The 22,531-nt window shown below is 60.7% G+C and carries 22 protein-coding genes; 11 read left to right on the top strand and 11 right to left on the bottom strand.

The genetic code is table 11. The annotated features are described in order from the left end of the window. Nucleotides 1–85: 85 nt before the first annotated feature. Nucleotides 86–520, top strand: a complete 435-nt coding sequence (locus tag ASTEX_RS15155) for a phasin family protein (RefSeq protein WP_013480509.1) — start codon at nucleotides 86–88, stop codon at nucleotides 518–520. Between the two features lie 125 nt (nucleotides 521–645). Here ASTEX_RS15155 and tnpC read toward each other — a convergent pair whose 3' ends face one another. The 3 genes from tnpC to ASTEX_RS15140 all read right to left on the bottom strand — a co-directional run bounded on the left by tnpC (nucleotide 646) and on the right by ASTEX_RS15140 (nucleotide 3,023). Beyond that, nucleotides 646–2,259 carry an IS66 family transposase gene (gene tnpC / locus ASTEX_RS15150; RefSeq protein ID WP_013479680.1) on the bottom strand — a complete coding sequence of 538 codons (1,614 nt, stop codon included), beginning with the start codon at nucleotides 2,257–2,259 and terminating at the stop codon, nucleotides 646–648. Nucleotides 2,260–2,325: 66 nt separating this feature from the next. Continuing rightward, a complete protein-coding gene (gene tnpB / locus ASTEX_RS15145; protein WP_013479681.1) occupies nucleotides 2,326–2,670 on the bottom strand; it encodes an IS66 family insertion sequence element accessory protein TnpB in 345 nt (114 codons plus the stop codon). Further along, nucleotides 2,667–3,023 (bottom strand): transposase, encoded by a 357-nt coding sequence (locus ASTEX_RS15140; RefSeq protein WP_245532500.1) that lies wholly within the window; start codon nucleotides 3,021–3,023, stop codon nucleotides 2,667–2,669. Before ASTEX_RS15140 ends, tnpB begins: the two co-directional genes overlap by 4 nt. A gap of 145 nt (nucleotides 3,024–3,168) precedes the next feature. On the opposite strand from ASTEX_RS15140, the gene ASTEX_RS15135 reads away from it, so the two are divergent. Continuing rightward, complete coding sequence (locus ASTEX_RS15135) at nucleotides 3,169–3,582, top strand: hypothetical protein (RefSeq protein WP_013480508.1); 414 nt, start codon at nucleotides 3,169–3,171, stop codon at nucleotides 3,580–3,582. A 17-nt stretch (nucleotides 3,583–3,599) separates the two neighbouring features. Here the strand turns inward: ASTEX_RS15135 and ASTEX_RS15130 are convergent, their stop codons facing one another. Both ASTEX_RS15130 and ASTEX_RS15125 read right to left on the bottom strand, forming a co-directional pair. Then, nucleotides 3,600–4,142: a GNAT family N-acetyltransferase gene (locus ASTEX_RS15130; RefSeq protein ID WP_013480507.1), complete on the bottom strand. Its 543-nt coding sequence runs from the start codon at nucleotides 4,140–4,142 to the stop codon at nucleotides 3,600–3,602. Between the two features lie 240 nt (nucleotides 4,143–4,382). Further along, the gene (locus ASTEX_RS15125) at nucleotides 4,383–6,641 is read right to left on the bottom strand and encodes a S9 family peptidase (protein WP_013480506.1); all 2,259 of its coding nucleotides are present in this window, start codon (nucleotides 6,639–6,641) and stop codon (nucleotides 4,383–4,385) included. Between the two features lie 151 nt (nucleotides 6,642–6,792). Between ASTEX_RS15125 and ASTEX_RS15120 the strand changes: the two genes are divergently transcribed. Next, nucleotides 6,793–7,668: a trypsin-like serine peptidase gene (locus tag ASTEX_RS15120; protein WP_013480505.1), complete on the top strand. Its 876-nt coding sequence runs from the start codon at nucleotides 6,793–6,795 to the stop codon at nucleotides 7,666–7,668. On the opposite strand, the gene ASTEX_RS15115 is transcribed toward ASTEX_RS15120, so the two are convergent. Then, nucleotides 7,665–9,419 (bottom strand): acyl-CoA dehydrogenase family protein, encoded by a 1,755-nt coding sequence (locus ASTEX_RS15115; RefSeq protein WP_013480504.1) that lies wholly within the window; start codon nucleotides 9,417–9,419, stop codon nucleotides 7,665–7,667. The genes ASTEX_RS15120 and ASTEX_RS15115 overlap by 4 nt on opposite strands. A 217-nt stretch (nucleotides 9,420–9,636) precedes the next feature. Between ASTEX_RS15115 and ASTEX_RS15110 the strand changes: the two genes are divergently transcribed. After that, nucleotides 9,637–10,905, top strand: a complete 1,269-nt coding sequence (locus ASTEX_RS15110; protein ID WP_013480503.1) for a YceI family protein — start codon at nucleotides 9,637–9,639, stop codon at nucleotides 10,903–10,905. Between the two features lie 229 nt (nucleotides 10,906–11,134). Beyond that, nucleotides 11,135–12,064 carry an L-threonylcarbamoyladenylate synthase gene (locus ASTEX_RS15105; protein WP_013480502.1) on the top strand — a complete coding sequence of 310 codons (930 nt, stop codon included), beginning with the start codon at nucleotides 11,135–11,137 and terminating at the stop codon, nucleotides 12,062–12,064. On the opposite strand, the gene yaaA is transcribed toward ASTEX_RS15105, so the two are convergent. Beyond that, entirely contained in the window at nucleotides 12,061–12,828 is a 768-nt protein-coding gene (gene yaaA, locus ASTEX_RS15100) for a peroxide stress protein YaaA (protein ID WP_013480501.1), read from the bottom strand. The genes ASTEX_RS15105 and yaaA overlap by 4 nt on opposite strands. Before the next feature lie 295 nt (nucleotides 12,829–13,123). Here yaaA and ASTEX_RS15095 point away from each other — a divergent pair, with 295 nt between their 5' ends. Further along, the gene (locus tag ASTEX_RS15095; protein ID WP_013480500.1) at nucleotides 13,124–13,975 is read left to right on the top strand and encodes a response regulator; all 852 of its coding nucleotides are present in this window, start codon (nucleotides 13,124–13,126) and stop codon (nucleotides 13,973–13,975) included. 18 nt (nucleotides 13,976–13,993) lie between these two features. Here the strand turns inward: ASTEX_RS15095 and ASTEX_RS15090 are convergent, their stop codons facing one another. Further along, nucleotides 13,994–15,430 carry an FAD-binding oxidoreductase gene (locus ASTEX_RS15090; RefSeq protein WP_013480499.1) on the bottom strand — a complete coding sequence of 479 codons (1,437 nt, stop codon included), beginning with the start codon at nucleotides 15,428–15,430 and terminating at the stop codon, nucleotides 13,994–13,996. A gap of 62 nt (nucleotides 15,431–15,492) precedes the next feature. Here ASTEX_RS15090 and ASTEX_RS15085 point away from each other — a divergent pair, with 62 nt between their 5' ends. The 5 genes from ASTEX_RS15085 to ASTEX_RS15065 all read left to right on the top strand — a co-directional run bounded on the left by ASTEX_RS15085 (nucleotide 15,493) and on the right by ASTEX_RS15065 (nucleotide 19,150). Then, nucleotides 15,493–15,921 (top strand): NUDIX hydrolase, encoded by a 429-nt coding sequence (locus ASTEX_RS15085; protein WP_013480498.1) that lies wholly within the window; start codon nucleotides 15,493–15,495, stop codon nucleotides 15,919–15,921. 108 nt (nucleotides 15,922–16,029) lie between these two features. Next, entirely contained in the window at nucleotides 16,030–16,959 is a 930-nt protein-coding gene (locus ASTEX_RS15080) for an SPFH domain-containing protein (RefSeq protein ID WP_013480497.1), read from the top strand. Between the two features lie 12 nt (nucleotides 16,960–16,971). Then, nucleotides 16,972–17,454, top strand: coding sequence for an NfeD family protein (locus ASTEX_RS15075; RefSeq protein ID WP_013480496.1), 483 nt, complete (start codon nucleotides 16,972–16,974; stop codon nucleotides 17,452–17,454). 94 nt (nucleotides 17,455–17,548) lie between these two features. After that, nucleotides 17,549–18,352, top strand: coding sequence for a class II aldolase/adducin family protein (locus ASTEX_RS15070; RefSeq protein WP_013480495.1), 804 nt, complete (start codon nucleotides 17,549–17,551; stop codon nucleotides 18,350–18,352). 36 nt (nucleotides 18,353–18,388) lie between these two features. Beyond that, entirely contained in the window at nucleotides 18,389–19,150 is a 762-nt protein-coding gene (locus ASTEX_RS15065; RefSeq protein WP_144004751.1) for a hypothetical protein, read from the top strand. A 201-nt stretch (nucleotides 19,151–19,351) separates the two neighbouring features. Here the strand turns inward: ASTEX_RS15065 and rsmA are convergent, their stop codons facing one another. Genes rsmA through ASTEX_RS15050 form a run of 3 tightly spaced genes read right to left on the bottom strand, consistent with a single transcriptional unit; the run spans nucleotide 19,352 to nucleotide 22,491 of the window. Continuing rightward, entirely contained in the window at nucleotides 19,352–20,185 is an 834-nt protein-coding gene (gene rsmA, locus ASTEX_RS15060) for a 16S rRNA (adenine(1518)-N(6)/adenine(1519)-N(6))-dimethyltransferase RsmA (RefSeq protein ID WP_013480493.1), read from the bottom strand. Beyond that, nucleotides 20,186–21,214 (bottom strand): 4-hydroxythreonine-4-phosphate dehydrogenase PdxA, encoded by a 1,029-nt coding sequence (gene pdxA, locus ASTEX_RS15055; protein WP_013480492.1) that lies wholly within the window; start codon nucleotides 21,212–21,214, stop codon nucleotides 20,186–20,188. Nucleotides 21,215–21,219: 5 nt separating this feature from the next. Then, nucleotides 21,220–22,491, bottom strand: a complete 1,272-nt coding sequence (locus ASTEX_RS15050; protein ID WP_013480491.1) for a peptidylprolyl isomerase — start codon at nucleotides 22,489–22,491, stop codon at nucleotides 21,220–21,222. Between the last annotated feature and the right edge of the window lie 40 nt (nucleotides 22,492–22,531).

Below are 22,531 nucleotides of genomic sequence, written 5' to 3'. Positions count from 1 at the left end.
TCATTACGGGCGACGCTTTCACCTCTTAGGTCGTGTTCAGCCCGGTTTGCGGACACCCCGCCTAACCCTGAGTGGAGAGACTGTCATGGTAGATACCGAAACCTACAAGGCGACCGTCGAAAAAATGACCGTTGCGTCCAACCAAGCCTTCAAGGACGGCGTTGAAAAGACGCTCGGCGCCCTGAACGAAGTTAATACCCTGTCGAAGGCCAATGTCGAAGCCGTCGTCGAAAGCCTGACCGCCGCCACTAAGGGCGCGGAAACGGTCGGCGCGCAGGCCGCGGCCTACACCAAGAAGAGCTGGGAAGAGGCTGTTACGGCTGCCAAGACCCTGTCTTCGGCCAAGTCGGTGCAGGAAGTGATCGAGCTTCAGTCGTCCTACGCCAAGTCGGCTCTGGAATCCTACGTGTCGGAAATGAACGCCCTGACCGAGACCCTGTCGGCCTCGTTCAAGGACACCTTCAAGCCGCTGAACGCGCGCATGACGGCGACCGTCGAAAAGTTCCAGTCCTACCGTTAATCAACGGTACGGTCTGAAAAGACAAATCCCCGCAGGCAACTGCGGGGATTTTTTTGTTTGTGTCTTTCGAGATTTTGCGTAAGCGTAAACACGCTCCCATGTTGCGGATCTGAGGGTTTTGTGGATCAGGCGTCAGCTTGATCTGGCTTAAAATTCCATGGCATCAACTCGTCGAGACGAGAGACGGTCCAGCCGTCTGCGATGCGCTGAAGGGTCTGTGTCAGCCAGGCCTGCGGATTGACCCCGTTCATCCTGGCTGTCTGGATAAGCGACGCGATGATAGCCCATGTCCGGCCACCGCCGTCGGAGCCCGCAAACAGGCTGTTCTTCCTCGTAATAGTCTGAGGCCTGATGGCGCGTTCGACGATGTTGGAATCCAGCTCGATACGCCCGTCATAAAGGAACCGCTCCAGCACCTTGCGACGACGCAGCGCATAGTCGATCGCCTTTGCCAGGGATGATTTCTGAGAGATCTGTGACGAGGTCTTTTCCCAGAGCTGGAAGAGCGCCTCGACTATGGCCTTGCCATGCTTCAGGCGGTAGGCAGCCCGCGCTTCAGGCGACTGCCCACGCACCTTGTCTTCGTGGTGCCAGAGTGTCGACATGATCTCAACCGTCTGGGTGGCTACGGGCGAGCTGTTGTTGGCATGCAGGTCGTAAAACTTTCTGCGGACATGCGCCCAGCACCCGGCGAGCTGGATGCCCGCATTGGCATCCGGGGCCTTTTCAAGCTGATTGTAGGCCGCGTACCCATCCACCTGGAGCACGCCGTTGAAGCCGGCGAGATGGCGCTTTGGGCGGTCGCCTGAGCGCCCATCCTCGAACTGGTAGACGACAATCGGCGGATCCCCGCCGCCGAAGGGGCGGTCGTCTTTCACATAGGCCCAGAGATAGTTGTGTAACACCTTCCCGTTTCCGGGAGACAAGGTCGGCAGAACCGTCTCATCGGCGAACAAACGCTCCCCCTTGAGGAGTTGCGCCATCATATAGGCATGCAAGGTGGTCAACTCGAAGCCCACCGCGCCCATCCAGCTGGCCATCACCTGCCGGCTTACCTCGATGTTTTGCCGGGCGAAGATCGCTTCCTGACGATAGAGGGGCAGGCCATCGGCATATTTGGAGACCGCGATATGGGCGAGCAGCGCCTCGGTTGGCAGGCCCGCCTCAACGATATGGTTAGGTGCCTTAGCCTGAAGGACGCCATCGATGGACTTGTCCTTGTAGGCGTAACGGGGGCGCACGGTCACGATGACCCGGTACGTCACAGGTACCACGTCGAGGCGCTCGCTCCGGTCTTCACCGATACGTACCTTTTGCTTACCCGCGTGCTCTTCGGGCTCATCGGGTTCAATGACGACCTCGATGCGCTCAAGGTGCGCCGGCAGGCTCTTGCGGGGTCGGGACGGCGACGACGAGGACTTCGGTCGTCCTTTGCGGATCTCAGCCTCAAGGGCGCCTACGCCCGTCGCGACCTCTTCAAACAGAAGCACGAGTTGTTCGTCATCCTCAGCAGGCGGCGCCTGTAAGGTCTCAGATTTGCGCGAGAAGCGACCACGATTGAAGATCTTGAGGATATCATTGAGCCGATCCAGGCGCTCATTCAACGCGACTTCCCGGCTTTTCAGGGCGCTGACCTCGGCTTCAAGCGCTTCCACCCGAGCGGCCTTTTGGGCCATTTCCAGAGCAAACGCCATCAGCGCGGCTGGATCTTTCGGGAGGATAATCGAGGGGTCCGACATGAACGTTTTATACCATGCAAACCCCTTATCTGCATGGGTTTTTTCAGATTTTCGGACTAAATTTCCTTATCCCGCAAGACGGGGACGCGCCACTTTTTCGGGTCGAACCCGCTTCCAGTCGAGCCCGTCGATTAAGGCCAGTGTCTGCGCCTGGTTTAAGCGGATGCGCGCCTGCCCAACCTTCGGCCAGCAGAAGCCTCCCGTCTCAAGACGCTTCGATACCAGACAAACCCCGGTGCCATCAAACCACACCATCCGAAGCCGGTCGGCCCGCTTAGACCGGAACACATAGACCGTCCCGTTGAACGGATCGTGACCCGCATCACGGACCAGACCCAGAAGACCATCCATGCCTTTTCGGAAGTCGATAGGCTGGGCTGACAGCAACACCTTAACGCCGGCCGGGATCATGCCGCACGAACCGCGCGTATCACCCGAACCAGCGCCTGTTCCTCAACCGGCCCTGTGCATCGCACGACCACGCCGCTGACCTCAATCTCGATCGACCCCTTCTCTTCAGCTCGCCGCGCCGACACATCGCCAACCGTCTCAACCAGCCCATGGTCACGGCAGTATCGCCGCCAGCCAAACAACTGCGACGGTGAGATGCCGATCTCCCGGGCCAGCGCCGACGCGTTCACCCCCGGCACCATCGAACGCGCCGCCATCTCCGCTTTGAAGTCCTCAGGCCAGTCCCGGCGCACCCGCCCGATCCCGCCCCCTGTCACAAGCTCGACAAACTGACTATTTCTAGTCGTACGCATAGGCGTAGCCATAGAAGTTCATACTCCGCGTCTCAAAACACGGCATTTTCGAACTTTTCAGGCCGCCAGAAAACACGGGGCGTGCCTTACGCTTACGATTTTGCGGATGTTTAACTGTCAAGGATCGTGAAGCGCGGAGAACTGAATGTCAGGTGAGATACCCAGCTTTCACGATGCGAAGTTCGTCGGCATTCAGCTATTGGGTGAGAAGGCGCGGCTGACGCTGGTTCGCTACAATGGCGAACCGTGGGAGATTGTTCTGACGGGCCTCGAAGCTCTGCAAATGGATAATTTTCGACAAGGTAACATTGTGACCCACTTCGAACTCATCCAAAAGGTACGTCCAGACAAAGAGTTGTTGGAGCGTCTTTTTCCGAGCCCTCACCCTGCTGCGGCCCAGGTGTATCAGGACGCTTACGCCGAGTTTCTCGACAAGAAGGTCGCTTTGGTGGAGGCTGGCCAAGCCGTTCTGCTCTCAATCGAGCCCGCTTATGGCGCAGACCTTATCGCATTTACAGGCCAGCTATCAGCGAAGAAGCTGACCTCAACCCCTGTCTGACATCAACGGTTTATAATTCAATCTTTGCCCGCCCAGCCCAAGCCTTGCGCCGGACCATCGGTGGGGCGCAGGGGTTTGCTCATGAAAATCACGTCCAGCCAGCGATCGAACTTATAGCCGGCCTTCGGCAGCTTCCCCGTGTGTTCAAAGCCTGCCTGTTCGTGCAGGCGGATCGAACCGGTGTTTTCGGCATCACCGATCACGGCGTACATGGCGTAGAAACCGGCTTCGGTCGAGGCCGCAATCAGAGCCTCCAGCAGCGCCTTGCCTACGCCCTTGCCCTTGTGCGCCGGGTGGACATAGATGCTGTCCTCGACGCCATAGCGATAGGCGATGCGCGCCCGAAACGGCGAGGCATAGGCATAGCCGATGACGCTGCCACCTTCGGTGGCCACCAGATAGGGCAGGTTCATGCTCTGCAATTCCAGCCAGCGCGCCCGCATGGCGTCTTCGCCCGGCGGCTCGGTATCGAATGTGCCGGTGCCGTTCAGCACCCCGTCCTTATAGATGTCGGCTATGGCAGCGAAGTCGGTGACCTGAACCTTACGGATTTCGGGCATGGGAAGCTCTAACAGAACAGTCGGTTTTTCCTCCCTGTGCCGAAGGCATGGGGAGGTGTCAGGACGCGAAGCGGACTGACGGAGGGGGATGACTCAGGCCTTTCCTCAAACGCGATATCTGACGAAATATCTGGTTCAGGGACTGAGTCTGCAACGCCTTCGGAGGTATCCCCCTCCGTCATTTTCGCTGTCGCTCAAATGCCACCTCCCCACGGCAAAGCCGCAGGGAGGAGAGCAGGTTTACGCAGGCTTGGTCCAGCCCTTGTCCAGCGCCCAGATGGCGAAGGCGTAGTTGAGCGCGGTTTCCTTCAGGCGGTCAAAACGCCCCGAAGCCCCGCCGTGCCCGGCTTCCATATTGATCTTGAGCAGGATGGGCGAACCCGATGTGGTATATTCCCGCAGCTTGGAGGCCCACTTCATCGGCTCCCAATAGGTGACGCGCGGGTCGGACAGGCCACCCGTGGCCAGAACCGGCGGATAGGCCTTGGCCGTCACATTGTCATAGGGCGAATAGGAGGCGATGTATTCGTATGCCGCCTTGTCTTCCAACGGGTTACCCCATTCCGGCCATTCCGGCGGCGTCAGCGGCAGGGAAGTGTCGCTCATGGTGTTGAGCACATCGACGAACGGCACCTGACCGATCACCCCGCCCCACAGGTCGGGACGCAGATTGGCAATCGCCCCCATCAGCATACCGCCGGCTGAGCCGCCTTGCGCCACGATGCGGCCTTTGGAACCGTAGCCGTTGGCGATCAGATGCTCCGCCGCGGCAATAAAGTCGGTAAAGGTGTTCTTTTTCTTGAACTTCCGGCCGTCCAGGAACCAGTTATAGCCCTTTTCCGTGCCGCCGCGGATGTGCGCAATGGCGTAGATAAATCCGCGATTGACGAGGCTGAGGGTCGAAACCGAGAAGGTGGGCTCCATCGAAATGCCGTAGGAGCCGTAGCCATAGAGCAGCAACGGCGCCGAACCGTCCAGCCTGGTGTCCTTTTTCATCAGCACCGTCACCGGCACCTCGACCCCGTCCGACGCCTTGGCATAGAGACGTTTGGCGACATAGTCGGCGGGGTTGTGGCCCGACGGCACGACCTGCGTCTTGCGCAACACCCGTTCCTTGGTCGCCATGTCGTAATCATAGGTCTGGGCCGGGGTGGTCGGTGAGGTATATGTGTAGCGCATCACCGTTGTGTCGTATTCCATCGACCCGCCGAGGCCCAGCGCATAGGCCTCTTCCTTGACCGCGATTTCGTGCTCGCTGAGGTCGGCCTTTTTGGTGATGACGATGCGCGAATTGGCGTTTTCGCGCTCGGTACGCACCATGTGGCCCTTGAACAGGCCAAAACCGGTGACATAGATGCCCGGACGGTGGGCGATCCACGGCTTCCATGTTGAGCGCGGCGGGACGGCAGCGGTTGAGGTCATGATCTGGAAATCGACTGCGCCGTCAGCATTGGTCAGGATAACAAAGCGATCATCCCAGTGATCGACGCTGTATTGCACGCCGGTGTGACGCGCTTCGACCACCACAGGGGCGGCGGTCGGCGTTTTGGCCGGTATCAGGCGTGCCTCTGAGGTTTCGTGGTCGTTAATGCTGATCAGGATAAATTGCTCATCCGAGGTCAGGCCAACCCCCATAAAGAAACCCGGATCGGTTTCCTCATAGACCAGCACGTCCTCCCCACCCTTGGCCGGGCGGCGGTACAGCTTGGACGGGCGACCATTATCGTCGCGGAAGGTCCAAAAGATATGTTGCGAATCCGGCGTGAAGACGAAATCACCCGTGGCGCTTTCGACCGGCTTACCCAGCAATTGCCCCGTGGCGAGGTCTTTGACGTAAATTTTATAGACCTCAGAGCCTTGCGTGTCCTCGGCCCAGGCGTAGAGCTTGTGATCGGGGCTGTGGGTCGTGGTGGCCGTGGCGTAATATTCGTGGCCCTTGGCGGCGGCGTCTTCGTCCAGAAGGATCTGCTCATCGGCCGGGATTTTGGCGAAGGGCACGGTTTCGCTGCTGATCTTGTCCTTGCTGCGCGGCTTGCGGGCATTGATCGGGTGCTGACCGCCGATATTGTAGCGCACATAATATTCCCACGCGCCGTCCGGAGCGGGCACCGACGAATCGTCTTCCTTGATGCGGCCCTTGATCTCTTCGAAAATGGTCGTCTGAAGCGCCTCGGTCGGCTTCAGCAGGGCCTTGGTGTAAGCGTTCTCCTCGATCAGTTGCGCCTTGACGTCGGCCTTGATGGCGGCGGGATCACGCAGCACGGCCTGCCAGTTGTCGTCCTTCATCCAGAAATAGTCGTCGGTGCGCTTGAAGCCCAGTTGCTCGATCGTGTGCGGCTTCTTCAGGGGCTTGGGGGCGGGGGTTTTGGACATCAGACTCTCTGCGGCGAAGACGGAGGAAGGGGCACCCAGCGCACCGGCACTCAGGGCGACGGTGGCACCGGCGCTATAATTCAGGAAATTTCGGCGATTGAGGCCACGAACCGGCGGGTTTTTCATGGGAGCACCTTTGACAAATTGCGTTCGGGACGCAAGGATGAATGGGTAAGAGCTTGATACGATCCACCGCCGGACGTCAACTTACGCCTTGTTTATTTGTGGCGGTGTTTTGGGCATGGTTTTGGCCCATTTGGGGGGTAAGACATAGGATATGGATGCTGACCTGACCCTCGACCTGATCGAAGCCACCGTTCAGATTGACCAGCCGGTCAATGATCAGAAGCGCATGGTCGGCACGGGTTTCCTTGTGTCCGTTCCGCGCGAAGGGGCCGCCCCCGAAGTGGTGCTGGTCACTGCTGCCCACGTCTTTGAGCGTATGCCGCAGAACGAGGTGCGTATCGGCTGGCGCGTCAAGGCCGCCAACGGCACCTGGCAATATAGCCCCACCCGCATCCCCATCCGCACCGACGCCGGGCCTCTGTGGACGCAAAACCCCAAGCAGGACATTGCCGTCATCGCCGTTCAGGTGCCGCCCTCCTACAAGGACAAGGCCATTCCTTTGAGCTGGCTGGCCGACGAACGCTCGTTCGATCAGTGGCACGTTTCGCCCGGCGACGAGATGATGACGCTCGGCTATCCGCACGGTTATTCGGCCAATACCATCGGTTTTCCCATCCTGCGCGCCGGGCGGCTGGCCTCCTATCCGGTGGGGCCGGTATCGAGCTTTCCGACCTTTCTGATCGATCTGACGGCTATTCCGGGCAATTCCGGCGGACCTGTGTTCATGACCGAACATACCGAGCGCGCACCGGGGGCTGATGCGCCCAAGGCGACTCTGGTTTCCGGCATCCTGACCAAGCAGGTCGAGGTCAATGCCCAGCGTCTTGAACTGGGCCTTGTCACCCATGCGGTCTTTGTGCGCCAGACCATCGAGCAGTTGTTCGTTGCGCGCGGTCAGGCCCCCGGCGTCAAGGTCGGCGTGACCTCATCAGCCGCGCCGCCGCCGGTGGTGGTTGCGCCGAAAAAGCTCTCCCCCAGAGAGGCCGCCGGTGCGGCGGCTGTGGGGCAGACCAAAAGCAAGCCTTAGAGGCCCTCGGACAGGGCCTCCAGCGATGACGCTCCGTCGGTGATGGCGGTGTGCAGGGCCTGCGCGTGCGACAGGATGTGCGCCGCATAGAGCTTCCACAGTTCGACCTTGGCCTTCAACCACGCCGGATCGCCGTCATTGGCTTTGAGACGCGCTGTCGCTTCAAGCGCGCCGCGCAACAGGACATAGCCGCCGACCACATCGCCGGTCAGTTTCAGATAGGCGGTGGCCCCGGCCTGAACGTCCGCCGGGCAGGCCTTCTTCTGTGCCACAAGCCACAGACTGGCGGCCTCAAACGCCGTCAGGGCGGTGTCAAGCTGTGCAACGGACGCCTTAAGATCGTCGCTTAAATTATTGGTTTGAATATAGGATTGGATATCCGCTTTCAGCTCCAGCGCCGAGGCCGCATCGTCGCCCAGCTTGCGCCCCACAAGGTCGCCGGCCTGAATGCCATTGGTGCCTTCATAGATGGGCGCAATGCGCGCGTCGCGGTAATGCTGGGCCGCGCCGGTCTCTTCGATAAAGCCCATGCCACCGTGCACCTGCACCCCGGCCGAGGCGACTTCGACGCCGATATCGGTCGCCCACGCCTTGGCGACGGGGACAAGAAAGTCCTCACGGCGCTTCACGCGGGCGTCGGCGTTCAGGCGATAATCGTCGGCGGCAATGGCCGTCAGCAGGCAGATGCCGCGCGCCGCTTCGATCTTCGCCTTCGAAACGGCCAGCATCAGGCGCACATCGGGGTGATCGAAGATCGGGGCTTTCTTTTCGCCGGTCAGGACCGAATTGCCCTGACGGCGGTCGCGCGCATAGGCCAGCGCCAGTTGGTAAGCGCGTTCGGCAATGCCCACGCCCTGCACACCAACGGCCAGACGCGCGGCGTTCATCATGGTGAACATGGCCATCAGCCCCTGATGCGGCTGCCCGACCAGTTCGGCCTTCGCGCCTTCAAAGGCCATGACGCAGGTGGGCGAGGCATGGATGCCCAGTTTGTGTTCCAACCCAACAGCGCGCAGAGCATTGCGTTCGCCCAGTGAACCGTCTTCGTTGACGAGGTATTTCGGACACAAAAACAGGGAGATACCGCGCGTTCCTTCAGGTGCGCCGGGAAGTCGCGCCAGCACCAGATGCAGGATATTGTCGCGAGTTTCGTGATCGCCCCAGGTGATGTAGATCTTCTGCCCGGTCAGGCGGTAGGCATCGCCGTCCGGTACGGCCTGACTGGTGAGAAGCGCCAGATCGGACCCGGCCTGCGGCTCGGTCAGGTTCATGGTGCCCGACCATTCGCCACTGGTCAGATACGGCAGATAGAGCGCCTTCTGACGCTCGGTGCCATGGTGGTGCAAAGCCTCGATGGCCGCCTGCGACAGGGTGGGATAGAGAGCAAAGGCCATATTGGCGGCGTGGAACATCTCATAGGCTGCCATTTCCAGCGCCTTGGGCATGGCCTGCCCGCCATGTTCGGCCGGAGCCCCCAGACCGGCCCAGCCACCTTCGGCAAAGGCGGACACGGCCTCCGCAAAGCCGGGCGCAACCGTGACCTTATCATTTTCGAGCTTGGCGCCATGCGTATCGCCGACGCGGTTGAGCGGCGCCAGCACCTCTTCGGACAACTGCCCGGCGGCGTCGAGAATCGCGTCGAGCAGATCGCCGTCGAAATCAGGATAGGCAGAACTCTGGTACAGGCGCTCAATGCCCGTTACCGCCGTCAGGCTGAACTTGAGATCCGCGAGCGGGGCACGGTAGGTCATGGGATTTCCTCAGCTTTTATTCTACTGATTTCCTGATGACGCATGACGTGGCGGCAGGGAAATTCACAGTTCCGTGAACTTCCCTTACGGCATAAGACAAAAGCCGCATGAAAACAGGGCAGGGCTTGATATGTAATTTTGATAGTTACATATAGCCGTTGATTTTGCACGCCGCATCGGCATAGTGTTAAGCAACGCACATTTGAGGAGTCGTCCCATGACGCCCGCCACCTATCACCGCGCCTCGCGCTATCTGCACTGGGCCATGGCCGCCCTGATCTTCTACATGGTCTTTCTGGGCTGGACGCTGGAGGACAAGGACGGGGGCCTGTTCTCGCGCTATCAGATGCACAAGTCCGTGGGCTTCCTGATCCTCTTGCTGACCTTTGTGCGGATCGGCCTGCGTGTGGCCTATAAGGCCCCGCCGGAGATCGAGGGGCCCAAATGGCAGATGGCGGCGGCGAAGGCCGTGCATATCGGCTTCTATGTGCTGATGATCGGCCTGCCCCTGAGCGGCTGGGCGCTGGTGTCAACGGCCAAGGTGCCGGTGCCGACCCTGTGGTTCGGCGTCGTGCCGATTCCGCACCTGCCGCTAGGCCACGACACGCATGAAGTGTTTGAGGCGCTGCACGGCCTGTTTGCCAAGCTGATCTTCTACGTTCTGGTCCCGCTGCACGTCGGCGCGGCGCTTATGCACCATTTCATCCACAAGGACGATACGGTGACGCGTATGTTGCCGGGGCTGGAGCCCAAACCGACCCTCCTGCAAAGCGCGCTGAACCTGCGCTGGCTGGTGCCGGCGGTAGCGGTGGTAGGCGCGTTTGTGCTGGCCACTTTTATGATGCGCGGGGCCAGTGTGCCTGAACCGGCCCCCGTCGCCGCGCCTGAGGTGGTGGAAACGGTGGCCTCAGCCGAACCCGAAGCCGTGGCCAGCGAAGCGGCCTCATCCACAGACTCGGCCTCGTCTTCCACAGAGGCGTCCACAGCCGTGCCCGTATGGACGGTCAGCAAGGCGGCCTCCTATATCCGCTTTGCCACCACCTTTAACGGTGAAGCCATCAAGGGCGGTTTCGGCAGCTATACGGCGGATATCACCTTCGATCCGCAACGTCTTGATCAGTCGAAGGCGACTGTGGTGATTGATCTGGCTTCGGTCAATAGCGGCGACCAGACCCGTGACGACACGCTGAAAAGCGACAGCTTCTTCAACACGGCCGCCACCTCCAAGGCGACCTTCAAGGCGACGACCTTCAGCCAGACGGGGCCGGATAAGTATCTGGCCAAGGGCCGCCTGACCCTGCACGGTCAGACCAAACCCTTCGACCTGCCGTTTACGCTGAAAATCAACGGTAAGCAGGCGGTGATGACCGCTACGGCCAAGCTGAACCGCCTCGACTATGGGGTGGGGTCCGGCGAATGGACGGCCACGGATGCCGTGCCCAATGCCGTGTCGCTCGATCTCAAGGTTACCGCCACGACGAAATAGGGCTTACGCGCGCGCCATGGTGTGATATGGCGCGCCATCCTTTTCTCCGCCCCGTCGCGTAGCGATGGGGAGGGGGACCCTCAAGCGCAGCGCAGAGGGTGGAGGGGGATAGACCTTCTGTTTCAAGGGTTTCGGGCCTTGGCTGGCTATCGGTCATCCCCCCTCCGTCGGCCTCGCTGCGCTCGCCGCCACCTCCCCATGCCTGCGGCACGGGGGGAGAAATGTAGTTATGTCAACTGTTGCTGATGCCATTGCCGCGCTGGGACGCGGCGAACTGATCCACCTGCCGACCGAGACGGTCTATGGGCTGGGGGCGCGTGCCGATGATCCCACGGCAGTAGCGAAGGTGTTCGAAGCCAAGGGCCGGCCCAGGTTTAATCCGCTGATCGTGCATGTGGCGTCGCTGGAGGCGGCCGAAGCCATTGGCGTGTTTGACGATCGCGCGCGGGATCTGGCTCAGGCCTTCTGGCCGGGGCCGCTGACGCTGGTGGTGCCGGTGCGCGACACGCAAAAGGTCTGTGATCTGGCGCGCGCCGGGCTCGACAGCGTGGCGATCCGCGTGCCGTCGCATCCGCTGGCGCGCGCCATTCTCGAAGGCTTTGCAGGCGGTGTGGTGGCCCCTTCGGCCAACCGCTCTGGCCGCCCCAGCCCGACGCGCTTTGCTGATGCGCTCAGCGAAACCGGGGGCTTTGTCGGGGCGTCGGTCGATGGCGGTGATTGTCAGGTCGGGCTGGAATCCTCGGTCGTCAGCCTGCTGGGGGAGGTGCGTTACCTGCGCCCCGGTGCCGTGACGCGGGCCGAGGTCGAGGCCGTGGTCGGGCCGCTGGCCGATGATGCCACCGAAGGGCACCGCTCACCGGGCCGTCTCAGCCTGCATTATGCGCCAGACGCGCCTGTGAATATTAATGTGGAAAATCCGCCCGCCGACTGTGTGTATCTGGCCTTCGGACCGGTGGATAAGGCGGTGGATTTCGCGGGGATAATCCTCAACCTCAGCCCGATGGGCCGCCTGTCGGAGGCCGCCGCCAACCTGTTCGCTTATCTGCGCGAAGCCGATGCCCATAAGCCCGCCCGTATCTGCGTCGCGCCGATCCCGTCGGATGGTCTGGGTGAGGCGATCAATGACCGCCTGAAACGCGCCGCGGGGTTTGTAGGTTAGACGTCGGCGTGCTTACGCGAAAAGGTCCACACCGTCTCTGACGACTGTTCCGGCACAAAACGATAGCCCTCGGAGTCGAAGGCCCTGGCCGCTTGCGGATCGGTGATGCGGTGGTCGATGACGTAGCGCGCCATCAGGCCGCGCGCCTTCTTGGCAAAGAAGGAAATCATCGAGGTCTTATCGCCCTTGATCTCCAGGAACTTCACCTCAATGACCTTTAGCTTCAAGGCCTTGGTCAGGGCGGCACGAGCATATTCTTGACTGGCCAGATTGAGCACCGTGTCGCTGCCCGTGGCTTTGGCATCCGCGTCGATTTCTTTGGCGATGCGGTCGCCCCAGAAGGCATAGAGGGTGCTGCCCTTGGTCGTTTCCAGACCGGTGCCCATTTCCAGCCTGTAGGGCCGGATCAGGTCGAGCGGGCGCAGCAGTCCATAGAGCCCCGACAGGATGCGCACATGGTCCTGCGCAAAGGCCAGCCCCTCGGCATCCAGTTCACGCGCCTTTAGACCCGTATAGACGTCGCCATCGAACATCAGGGCGGCGGGCAGGGCGGGCTGATCGGCAAACGCTTTGTAGCGCTGATGGTTCAGTTCCCCCAGCTTGGCCGAAATATCCATCAACCGCTGAAGGTCAGCGGGCTTTTTACCCTTCATCACCTTGAGCAGGCTTTGCGTCTCACCGGTAAAGCGCGGCTCGCTTGCGGGTAGGGGCGGCGAAACCGGCGTTTCGTCTAAGGATTTGGCAGGGGACAGCAGCAGGATCATGCCGCCTGTTTAACGGCGAATCCCTGCGCTGCAAAGAGGGTTGCGGGCAACGGCGGGCTCAGTTCTGCGGTGGTCATATCGATGGAACCTTCGGGGATTGTCCCTTTGGGTATTTCTCAAATAAAGATTTGATAAGGATAAAATAAAAATACGCGTTTTTGGCGAGTTTTGCGGCGGCCTTCATTAGGTAAAATGTTATATTTTTAAATTTTTAAGGAATTTAACTGCAAATTCCGAACCTTGTTCTGTGTTTATTTTAAGCGTTGCGTACCTCACTGTGAGCTAAGGGGCAAAGATGAACGCGGAAAGAGGGCCTTCCGCAACTTACGGCAGCGTGCTTGTGCTCGATTCCGACCGGGATCAGGCGCGTGAGATGGCGCGTCAACTGAGCCGGCAGAACTGGACGTCTGTGCTGTGTTTCAATGAGGTCATGGCGACACGCACACTACAGCATAACCGCTTTCAACTGCTGGTGATGGACGGCTATGTCGATGGCGTGGATATGCTGAAAAAGGTCGGCAGCCTCAAAAGCCTGATGCAGGATACGCCGATTGCCCTGATGTCGTTTGTCTGGAAAGGGGCGGGCGCGACCCAAAAGGTTCGCGAGCAGGCCTTGCAGGCCGGCGCGGATTTCATGCTGCCTAAGCCCGTCGATCCGACTGAACTGAAAATATTGCTGGCCGAGACGCTCAAGTTTCATCGGGCGCGGCAGACGGACTTCCATGTGCTGGTTGTGGATCCGGACGTGCAACTGCGCACCTTTATCGGCATGACCCTGCAACAGGTAGGCTATAAGGTCAGTGTCGCCAACACGATGGAAGACGTGCTGTTTGACCACAATCTGGGGCTGGTCGATGCGGTGATAACCGCAGTGCTCATCCCCGGCATGGGCGGGGTCGAGGGCATCATGCAGTTACGCAAGGACTACCCCCACATCCGCACCCTTGCAATGTCCGAAGGTATCAATGACAAGATCGGCGCCATGCACGTGCTGGCGGCCGCCAAGGATGCCGGTGCAGATGAGCTTTTGCCCAAACCGTTCGTCATTCCCGAACTTATAACGGCTGTGACGCGCATGGCCAAACACCGCATTCAGGCACGCAACGAAGAGGCTAAGGCGGCTCTGGACCCGACAAAGGTCGGCTGAGTCGGATTTGTTTCCGCCTTAGAACAGAACGTGCGGGTTCATTATCCGTTTCGGGTCTAAAGCGAGACGGATCGCCCGCATGGCTGCGACCGCTGTGGGGTCCTTGTACTGTAGCGCCTCTTGCGTCTTCATGCGCCCCAGACCGTGTTCGGCCGAGATCGAGCCTTCATACTGATGCACCAGATCGTGCACCACCTTGGCCCCCTGATCGCGCAGGGCGTTGAATTCGGCGGCATCCATGCCTTCGGGGACGATAACGTTGAAGTGGACATTGCCGTCGCCGACGTGGCCAAAGGTGACCAGACGCGCGCCGGGCAGGAAGGCTTCGACCGCCGCCGCGCCCTTTTCGATATAGTCGGCCATCTGTGACAAGGGCACAGAGACATCATGCTTCCACGCCGCGCCCTCGACCTTTTCGGCGGCGGAGTGTTCTTCGCGCAGACGCCAGAAGGCGGCAGCCTGCGTTTCGTTCTGGGCAATAGCCGCATCAACGATCAGGTCTTCTTCGAACGCGGCCGTCAGAAGCCGCTCCATCGAACCTTCCGCACCGTCGGGATCGCCGGAAGCGACCTCGATCAGGGCATACCAGGGGTATTCCCCTTCCAGCGGTTCGCGCGTGTCGGGGATGTTTTTCAGCACCAGCGACAGGCCATAACGACCCATCAGTTCAAAGGCTTCGACCTGACCGCCGGTTTCCTGCTTGGCACGACCCAGGAGGTCGATGGCCTTTTGCGCCGTCTCAAAGCCGACAATCGCCACGCAGCGTGAATTCATCACCGGGAACAGCTTAAGCGAAGCGGCGGTGATGATGCCCAGCGTGCCTTCGGCGCCAATGAACATCTGCTTGAGGTCGTAGCCGGTATTGTCCTTGCGCAGGCGCTTGAGACCATTGAAAATCTCCCCATTGGGCAGGACGACCTCAAGACCGGAGACCAGATCGCGCGTCACACCGTAACGGAGCACCGCTGTGCCCCCAGCATTGGTGCTGATCACCCCGCCGACGGTGGCCGTGCCCTCAGCCGCCAGCGACAGGGGGAAGAAGCGATTGGCCTTTTCGGCGATCTCCTGCGCCTCAAGGAGCGTGATCCCGGCTTCCAGCACCATGGTGTCATCGGTGGGGGCGACGTCGCGGATGGCGCGCATACGTTCCAGCGAGACAAGGATTTCGCCAAACGGAATTTGACCGCCGACGAGGCCCGTATTGCCGCCCTGCGGCGTGATGGCCACGCCGTGCGCGTTGCAGATTTTGACGACCTGCGACAATTCTTCGGTGGTCTTCGGCAGGACCAGCAGCGGCGTGTGGCCCTTCCACTTGCCGCGCCATTCGGTCAGCTTGGCCGTCACGCGCAGGTCGTCATCGGACCAGCCGGCGTCACCGACCACGGCCTTGATCTCAGCGATCACTTCGGGCGCGACGGGTGGGCATTGGGCGAAATCACTGGCGGCGTCGGACATGCGGCGTATCCCTGCAAACAGGCGTGTTATACATGACGGCGGTTTAGCGGGAGAATCGCCAAGTGCAAGCCCAAATCGAGCGTCCGGTCCCGGCAGTAGGCGTTGTTTGCTGGCGCGACGATGAAGTTCTGCTAATTCGTCGCGGACGCGAACCGCGCAAAGGCCAGTGGTCGATCCCCGGTGGCAAGGTCGAGCGCTTCGAGCCGCTTAGAGATACGGCTTTGCGTGAGCTGCGCGAAGAGACCGGGGTTGAGGCGCGACTGGGGCCGCTGATCGACGTCTATGAGATAATCGAACCGGGCAGCGAGGCCCATCCGCAGGGCTTTCATCTCGTGCTGATCGACTATCTGGCCGAATGGACGGCGGGCGAGCCGGTGGCGGCGGACGATGCCGATGAGGCGCGGTTTGTGGCCTATGAGGAAGCGTTGCGTCTGTTGATCGAGGACGATCTGAAGGACGTAGTAATCCGTTCGCGCGGTTTGCGCGGTTAAATCTTACCCCTTTTCTGCGCTGTAAAATCGGCGGCGTAACTTGCGGTTTTCGTAGCTATTCCTCCCGGTTGCGCTACACTGTGCACATAACCACTGATGGGAGTCTTCATGTTCAGTATCTTTGCCGGCGTTCTGATCGTCGTGACCTTTTTCATCCTGTTTTCGGTCATCAAGATCGTACCGCAGGGCCGCGAATTTACGGTCGAACGCTTTGGCCGTTATACCCGCACGCTCAAGCCCGGTATTTCCTTCCTGACGCCGTTCATCGAAGTGGTTGGTAAGAAGGTCAATATGATGGAGCAGGTGTTCGACGTGCCGCAGCAGGACGTGATCACCAAGGACAATGCCATCGTCAAGGTGGACGGGATCGTCTTCACGCAGGTGATGGATGCCGCCGCGGCCGCCTATCGCGTCGATAATCTCAACAATGCCATCACGCAGCTGGCCATGACCAACCTGCGGACCGTGGTCGGTTCGATGGAACTGGACGAAGTGCTGTCGCAGCGCGACTCGATCAATACGCGCCTCCTGACCGTTATCGACCACGCCACTTCGCCCTGGGGCATCAAGGTGACGCGCATCGAGATCAAGGACCTGCGCCCGCCGCACGACATCACTGATGCCATGGCGCGTCAGATGAAGGCCGAGCGCGAGCGCCGCGCCCTGATCATCGAAGCCGACGGTGAACGTCAGGCCGCCATTGCCCGCGCTGAAGGGGCCAAACAGGCCGCCGTGCTTGAGGCCGAAGGGCGCAAGGAAGCCGCCTTCCGCGACGCCGAAGCGCGCGAACGCGCCGCCGAGGCCGAAGCCAAGGCGACCCAGATGGTGTCGGACGCCATCGCATCTGGCGATACCAAGGCCATCAATTACTTCGTGGCGCAAAAATACGTCGAGGCCTTTGCCGGTTTCGCCAATTCAGCCAACACCAAGACCCTGATTCTGCCCGCCGATCTGGCGTCTTTGTCGGGGTCCGTCGCCGGTGTGGCGGAGTTGTTGAAGACGGTTACGGATCAGGCTCCGGCCAACAGGGGCAAATAATGGGAGGACATTATGCTGGAATTTTTGCTGGCGGAACCGCAGGGGCAGCAACTCTTCTGGGCGTGGTTGATTATTGGTGGGTCGCTACTGGCGATTGAAATTGTCCTCGGCACCCAATGGTTGTTGTGGCCCGCCGCCGTGGCTGTGATCGTCGCCGTGATCACCCTGACCGGGGCTCCGGCGAACCTGCTGGTGCAGATCGTCATTTTTTGCGTCCTGACGCTGATCATGACGCTTCTGTCGCGGCGGTTTCTGAAATCACCCGTCGCGGAAGGGGCCGACATCAACGACCCGCATCATCGTCTGATCGGGCAGGAGGCCACGGTGATTGGTGCCTTCGATGACCTAGAAGGTCAGCGCGTCAATGGCCGCGTCATCTTCGATGGCGTCGAATGGTTGGCCCAGAGCGAACGCAAGGATGCGCCGATTGGCTTATCCGAAAAGGTCCGTATTCTGGCGGTGAGCGAAGGTAAGTTGATCGTAGCAAGGCTCTGATATTTCATATTTAATTACGAAACTGGTTCAATTGGCTTGACTTACGGTACGTCAATCCCCTGTCATCGGCAAAACGATACAGGGAGACGAGCTCATGACCACTGAAACCGCTCTGACGCATCCGCTGATCAGCCCCGCCGAATGGGCCATCCGTAAAGATCTGGCGGCACTTTATCGTCTGGTGGCCATGTTTGGTTGGGACGACAGCATCTTCACCCATATTTCGACCCGCGTCCCGGCGAAGGACTCGCTTGTGGCCGGACCCGATGGGCCGGTGGTGTCTTCGGTCGATCACTTTCTGATCAATCCCTACGGCACTTTTTTCGAAGAGATGACGGCCTCGGCCCTGGTCAAGGTCGATCTCGACGGGCAGGTCGTGGGCGCGACCGACGCCTTTATCAATCCGGCGGGGTTCATCATCCATAGCGCTCTGCACGCGTCGTGCCCGGATGCGCATGTGGTCATCCACCTGCATACGGACGCCATGACCGGCGTATCGGCGCAAAAGGAGGGCCTGCTGCCCCTGACGCAAAACGCTCTGCTGCTGGGGCCGCATCTGGCCTATCACGCCTATGAGGGGGTGGCGCTTGATCACGATGAGCGGCAGCGTATCGTCGCCGATCTGGGGCAAAAGAAAATCATGCTGTTGCGCAACCACGGGGCGCTGGCCTATGGTGCCTCGGCGGCCGAAGCCTTTACCCTGATCTATTTTTTGGAGCAGGCCTGTCGGCAGCAGATTGCCGCTCTGTCGGCCGGACGCGACGGCGTGCTGGAGCCGCCGCAGGACGTCCAGGACAAGGTGGCACCGTTAGGGGCCGGAGTGGGTTTTGTCTCCGGTCTGTTGTGGCCGGGGCTGATACGGCGGCTGGAGCGTCATTATCCCGGCTGGGATCGCTAAAAGGGGGCAGGTTTGCGCAGGTGGGGGCGGTGGATTTTGGCTTTGATGCTGGCCCTGTGGCCGGCGTCCGTCTGCGCCTCCGCCTGGGGGCCGGATACCGGCGCGAGCGAAGTCATCGTCAAGGCTGAGGTGGTCAGCGCCAGCAAGGGCTTCGACGCGTCGGGCGCGGCGGCGATTGATTTGCCGCACTGGGAAGAGAAGCACGTGACGGTCTTTGCCGAACGCGGTGTCCACGACCTGCTGAGTGTGTTTGCCAAGGCAAATATTCAGGATATTCAAACCTCTGTGAACAGTTTCTCAGGTCTGGGTTCTGTGGAAATCGGGCTGAAAACTCCGCTCTATCGCTCGGAAAACAGTGCGCTGAGCGCCAGTGTGTCGCTGGATGGGTTCGGCAAGGGGCGGCGCGATGAGTTCTCGGTGCCCGGTGATGAGGACCCGGATATCGAAGTGCGCCTCTATGGTGGCCATAGTTTTGGGGCGCGCAAGGTGCCGATGTTCGTCGATGCGCAGGTCGCCCGGCGCGCCCGCAATGGGTCAAATGCCGATCAGTGGCGGGTGGATATGACTGTTGGGGCGCGGCCTTCGCCTAAATGGATCGTGATGGCTCAGGTGTTTGCGGGCAAAACGGATCGCCTGAACGGTTTTGAAGCCAAATGGATGCACGTGGAAACCAGCGCCGTGCGCTTTTTCGATGCCAAACAGACGCTGGGCGTGCAGTTTGGCCTGCGTCAGACGGTCAGCGGCGAGAACGTGCCGAAATCCAGCGCCGTAACTATCGGCCTGTGGAAGCGGTTTTGAAGGCCGAAGGGCCACGGCCCTTCCCCGTAACTGGGAGCAAAAGGCACTGTCGGAGTGGGTGCGGACCGTAATGGGTTTGGGGCCAACTGGCCCTAGAGCCTCATGCCGAAAAGTGGACACCACTTTTCGGAAAAAAGCATGAGGCGTTACAAAAAATTAGAGCATCCGGCGGCTCAACGGAGCCGACGAATGCTCTAGACCTTAAAGCGCCTCTGCCAACCGCAAAAAGTCCGCCGGGCTGATGTTTTCAGCACGCAGGGTCGGATCAATCCCAACCTTGGCCAGCAGGGTCTCTCCGCCCAGCGCTTTCAATGAGGCTCGCAGCATCTTTCGGCGCTGGCCAAAGGCGGCCGCCGTGAGGGTTTCCAGATTGTGAATGACGCGCGCGTCGGGGCGCTCGGCTCTGGGGATCAGGCGCACCACGGCACTATCGACCTTGGGCGGCGGCGTGAAGGCGCGCGCCGGCAGGTCCATCAGCTTTTCACAGACGCACAGGACCTGAGAGATAACCCCCAGACGGCCGTAATCGTCGTCACCGACCGGGGCCACGACGCGCAGAGCGACCTCAAGCTGAAACATCAGGGTCAGGGATTTGGGCTGCCACGGGCCGGTCAACCACTTGATCAGCAACGGCGTTCCAACATTATAGGGCAGGTTGGAGACCAGATGCGCCTGCGGCGGCAGGCCGCGTTCCGCCAGCAAGGCAGGTTCATTGACCTTCAGCGCATCGGCTTCGACCACGCCGAAGCGGCCGGGGTAGGCCGTATCCAACTCCGTCAGCAAGTCGATGAAGCGCGCATCCTTTTCCACAGCCAGCACATAGGTGGCCTCGCTTTCCAGCGCCGCACGTGTCAGGCCGCCGGGACCGGGGCCGACCTCGATCACCACCTGACCGTCAAAGCTGTTGCCGCCTTCCTGCCCCAGACGCACGATCTTGCGCGTCACATTGAGGTCGAGCAGGAAGTGCTGACCGAAGCTCTTTTTGGCCATAAGGCCGTGGGCTTCGAGGCTTTCGCGGAGGGAGGGCAGGGTCATTTAGTAGGTTTGTGCTCGGTTCAGGCTGATGTCGTGGGCGGCCCGGATGGCGTTGATCAGGCTGTCGGGGCGGGCTATGCCTTTGCCGACAATGGCAAAACCGGTGCCGTGATCCGGAGACGTCCGCACGAGGGGCAGGCCGAGGGTTATATTGACGCCGCCCCAGAAGTCCAGTGTCTTGAGCGGAATCAAGCCTTGATCGTGATAGAGGCACAGGGCCGCGTCATAGGTGCGGCGGGCTTCGGCGTGAAACAGGGTGTCGGCGGGCAGGGGACCTGAGATGTCCAGTCCTTCGTTGCACAGGGCCGCCACCAGCGGCTGCAACAGATCGACCTCTTCGCGCCCGATGGTGCCGTCTTCACCCGCATGGGGGTTAAGCCCGGCCAGCACCAGCCGCGGTTTGGCCACGCCAAAGTCGCGGATCAGGGCTTCGTGGGTGACGTGGGCAAGGGTGCGAACGGTCTCTGCCGACAGGTGGGCCTTCACCTCGGACAGGGGGGTGTGTATGGTGGCCAGCACAACGCGCAGGGCGCTTTCATTGACGGCATCAGGGGCGGTCAGCATCATCACCGGGCCGCGCGTGCCGGGATAGGGCGCGGCGGCGGTCAGGTCACCCAGATATTCTGTATGGCCGGGAAAGGCGAAACCCGAGGCGTAGAGGACCGACTTGGCGATAGGGGCGGTGATAAGGCCGCGTGCCGCGCCGGACAGGCAAAGTTCGACACCTTCGCGTATCCAGCTCGTAATGTGCGGCGCGTGAACCGGATCGGGGTTACCAGGAAGAGGGGGGGCGCTTAGAGGGCGGTCAAGGACCGGCAGGGCGTCAGGAAAGGCCGCTATGGCATCGGACAGATCAGTGAGTCGCTGAACCGGCCCCAGAGAGGCCAGCAGATCGGCATCGCCCAGAACCGTAAAAGCGTATTGCGTCTGTGACCGCAGAGCCGCCCACGCCTTGTGCACCAGTTCCGGTCCGGTGCCGCAGGGATCACCCAGACTGAGGACCAGTGGTGCTGTAACGGACGGGCGCAACGCCCTTACCGGCTTTCGATGGTGGCACCGTCGCGGATGTCACGCAGGTAGCGACGGCCCAGCATGGCGACCTTTTGCTGCGTCAGGCGTTGTTCGACCTGTTCGCGCGAAGGGACGTCATCACCGGCGGCGGTCTTGTCACAGACATAGACCACATTGATATTCATGGTGTTTTTCATCGGCTCAGTGCTTTGACCGACCTTGAGCGGTTGCAGGGCCGAGGCGTATTCCGGCTTTAAGTCGCTGAGGGCCGTAAAGCCGAGATCGGCGACACTGACCTGACCATTGCCTTTTTCGTTATTGAGGGCATCACAGGTCGGATACTTGGCGCGGAAGCTGGCCAGTGCGCGCATGGCCGAATCCCCGCCGGTCAGCGGCACGGCGGCCTGTTTCAGGCGCACCTTGGCGTCGGCCTTGCCTTCCTTCTTTTCGCGGAGGTAATAGATATAGACGCCTTCGTCGGTGACGATCGGACGCGTCATCTGCCCCGGATTCATGCCCTTGAGCACAGTTTCGATCTTGGGATCGATGGTGCCGGAGACCAGCCAGCCCGCGTCGCCACCATTGGCCGCCGACGGGGCGTTGGAAAATTGCCGTGCCACCGACTGAAACGGCGCGACGCCTTGCGCGATCTGATCGAACAGCTGCTGCGCTCCGGCCTCGGCCTCTTTCTGGCCACCGGCGACTTCCGGATCGATTAGGATTTCGGCCACCAGATACTGCGGCTTCTGGCTGTCTTCGGTCAGCTTGGTCATGAAGGCATCGACCTGATCCTTGCCGACGCGGGCTTTGGGGCGGAAGCGGCCATTGACCAGTTGCCCCCAGGCGATTTCAGCCTTGATCTGATCGCGCAGGGTCTGCGCTTCGATGCCGGCGCGCTTCAGTTCGGCCAGAAGCTGATCCTTCGACAGGCCCGACTGCTGCGCCATGTTGGCGATTTCCTCGTCGATCTCCTCATCGGAGACGTTCAGCTTGAAGTGGTCGGCCTCGGCTAGTTGCAGATGCTCGTCGATCAGAGCGCGCAGGGCCTGCTGCTGGAAAGCCGCGTAGTTCTGCTGCGTGACCTGCACACCCGAGGTGATGATCAGCAACAGCATACGCTGCTTGAGATCGTAGGACGAGATCAGCTTGTCATTGACCAGCGCTACGACCCCTTCGCCCAATGGGCGCGCCTGCGCCGCCGGTTGAGCGGTCGTCTGCGCGACGGCCGGAAGGCCCGACAGGGTGAGGCAGGTGCAAAGCAGCAGCGCGGAACGGCGGAAGGCAACGGAGGTCATGTCGTCGTTTTAATCTTTTCAACAAAGCGGCGCTGCGGCC

The sequence above is a fragment of the Asticcacaulis excentricus CB 48 genome, from assembly GCF_000175215.2.
Lineage (GTDB): Bacteria > Pseudomonadota > Alphaproteobacteria > Caulobacterales > Caulobacteraceae > Asticcacaulis > Asticcacaulis excentricus.
Note: the sequence above shows the minus strand (reverse complement) of the source record. Positions and strands in the feature narration are given on the sequence as shown.

What these genes read in the sequence shown, in the direction of transcription:
- ASTEX_RS15155 (WP_013480509.1), top strand. Translation starts at nt 86, where the DNA reads ATGGTAGATACCGAAACCTACAAGGCGACCGTCGAAAAAATGACCGTT.
- tnpC (WP_013479680.1), bottom strand. Translation starts at nt 2,259, where the DNA reads ATGTCGGACCCCTCGATTATCCTCCCGAAAGATCCAGCCGCGCTGATG.
- tnpB (WP_013479681.1), bottom strand. Translation starts at nt 2,670, where the DNA reads ATGATCCCGGCCGGCGTTAAGGTGTTGCTGTCAGCCCAGCCTATCGAC.
- ASTEX_RS15140 (WP_245532500.1), bottom strand. Translation starts at nt 3,023, where the DNA reads ATGCGTACGACTAGAAATAGTCAGTTTGTCGAGCTTGTGACAGGGGGC.
- ASTEX_RS15135 (WP_013480508.1), top strand. Translation starts at nt 3,169, where the DNA reads ATGTCAGGTGAGATACCCAGCTTTCACGATGCGAAGTTCGTCGGCATT.
- ASTEX_RS15130 (WP_013480507.1), bottom strand. Translation starts at nt 4,142, where the DNA reads ATGCCCGAAATCCGTAAGGTTCAGGTCACCGACTTCGCTGCCATAGCC.
- ASTEX_RS15125 (WP_013480506.1), bottom strand. Translation starts at nt 6,641, where the DNA reads ATGAAAAACCCGCCGGTTCGTGGCCTCAATCGCCGAAATTTCCTGAAT.
- ASTEX_RS15120 (WP_013480505.1), top strand. Translation starts at nt 6,793, where the DNA reads ATGGATGCTGACCTGACCCTCGACCTGATCGAAGCCACCGTTCAGATT.
- ASTEX_RS15115 (WP_013480504.1), bottom strand. Translation starts at nt 9,419, where the DNA reads ATGACCTACCGTGCCCCGCTCGCGGATCTCAAGTTCAGCCTGACGGCG.
- ASTEX_RS15110 (WP_013480503.1), top strand. Translation starts at nt 9,637, where the DNA reads ATGACGCCCGCCACCTATCACCGCGCCTCGCGCTATCTGCACTGGGCC.
- ASTEX_RS15105 (WP_013480502.1), top strand. Translation starts at nt 11,135, where the DNA reads ATGTCAACTGTTGCTGATGCCATTGCCGCGCTGGGACGCGGCGAACTG.
- yaaA (WP_013480501.1), bottom strand. Translation starts at nt 12,828, where the DNA reads ATGATCCTGCTGCTGTCCCCTGCCAAATCCTTAGACGAAACGCCGGTT.
- ASTEX_RS15095 (WP_013480500.1), top strand. Translation starts at nt 13,124, where the DNA reads ATGAACGCGGAAAGAGGGCCTTCCGCAACTTACGGCAGCGTGCTTGTG.
- ASTEX_RS15090 (WP_013480499.1), bottom strand. Translation starts at nt 15,430, where the DNA reads ATGTCCGACGCCGCCAGTGATTTCGCCCAATGCCCACCCGTCGCGCCC.
- ASTEX_RS15080 (WP_013480497.1), top strand. Translation starts at nt 16,030, where the DNA reads ATGTTCAGTATCTTTGCCGGCGTTCTGATCGTCGTGACCTTTTTCATC.
- ASTEX_RS15075 (WP_013480496.1), top strand. Translation starts at nt 16,972, where the DNA reads ATGCTGGAATTTTTGCTGGCGGAACCGCAGGGGCAGCAACTCTTCTGG.
- ASTEX_RS15070 (WP_013480495.1), top strand. Translation starts at nt 17,549, where the DNA reads ATGACCACTGAAACCGCTCTGACGCATCCGCTGATCAGCCCCGCCGAA.
- rsmA (WP_013480493.1), bottom strand. Translation starts at nt 20,185, where the DNA reads ATGACCCTGCCCTCCCTCCGCGAAAGCCTCGAAGCCCACGGCCTTATG.
- ASTEX_RS15050 (WP_013480491.1), bottom strand. Translation starts at nt 22,491, where the DNA reads ATGACCTCCGTTGCCTTCCGCCGTTCCGCGCTGCTGCTTTGCACCTGC.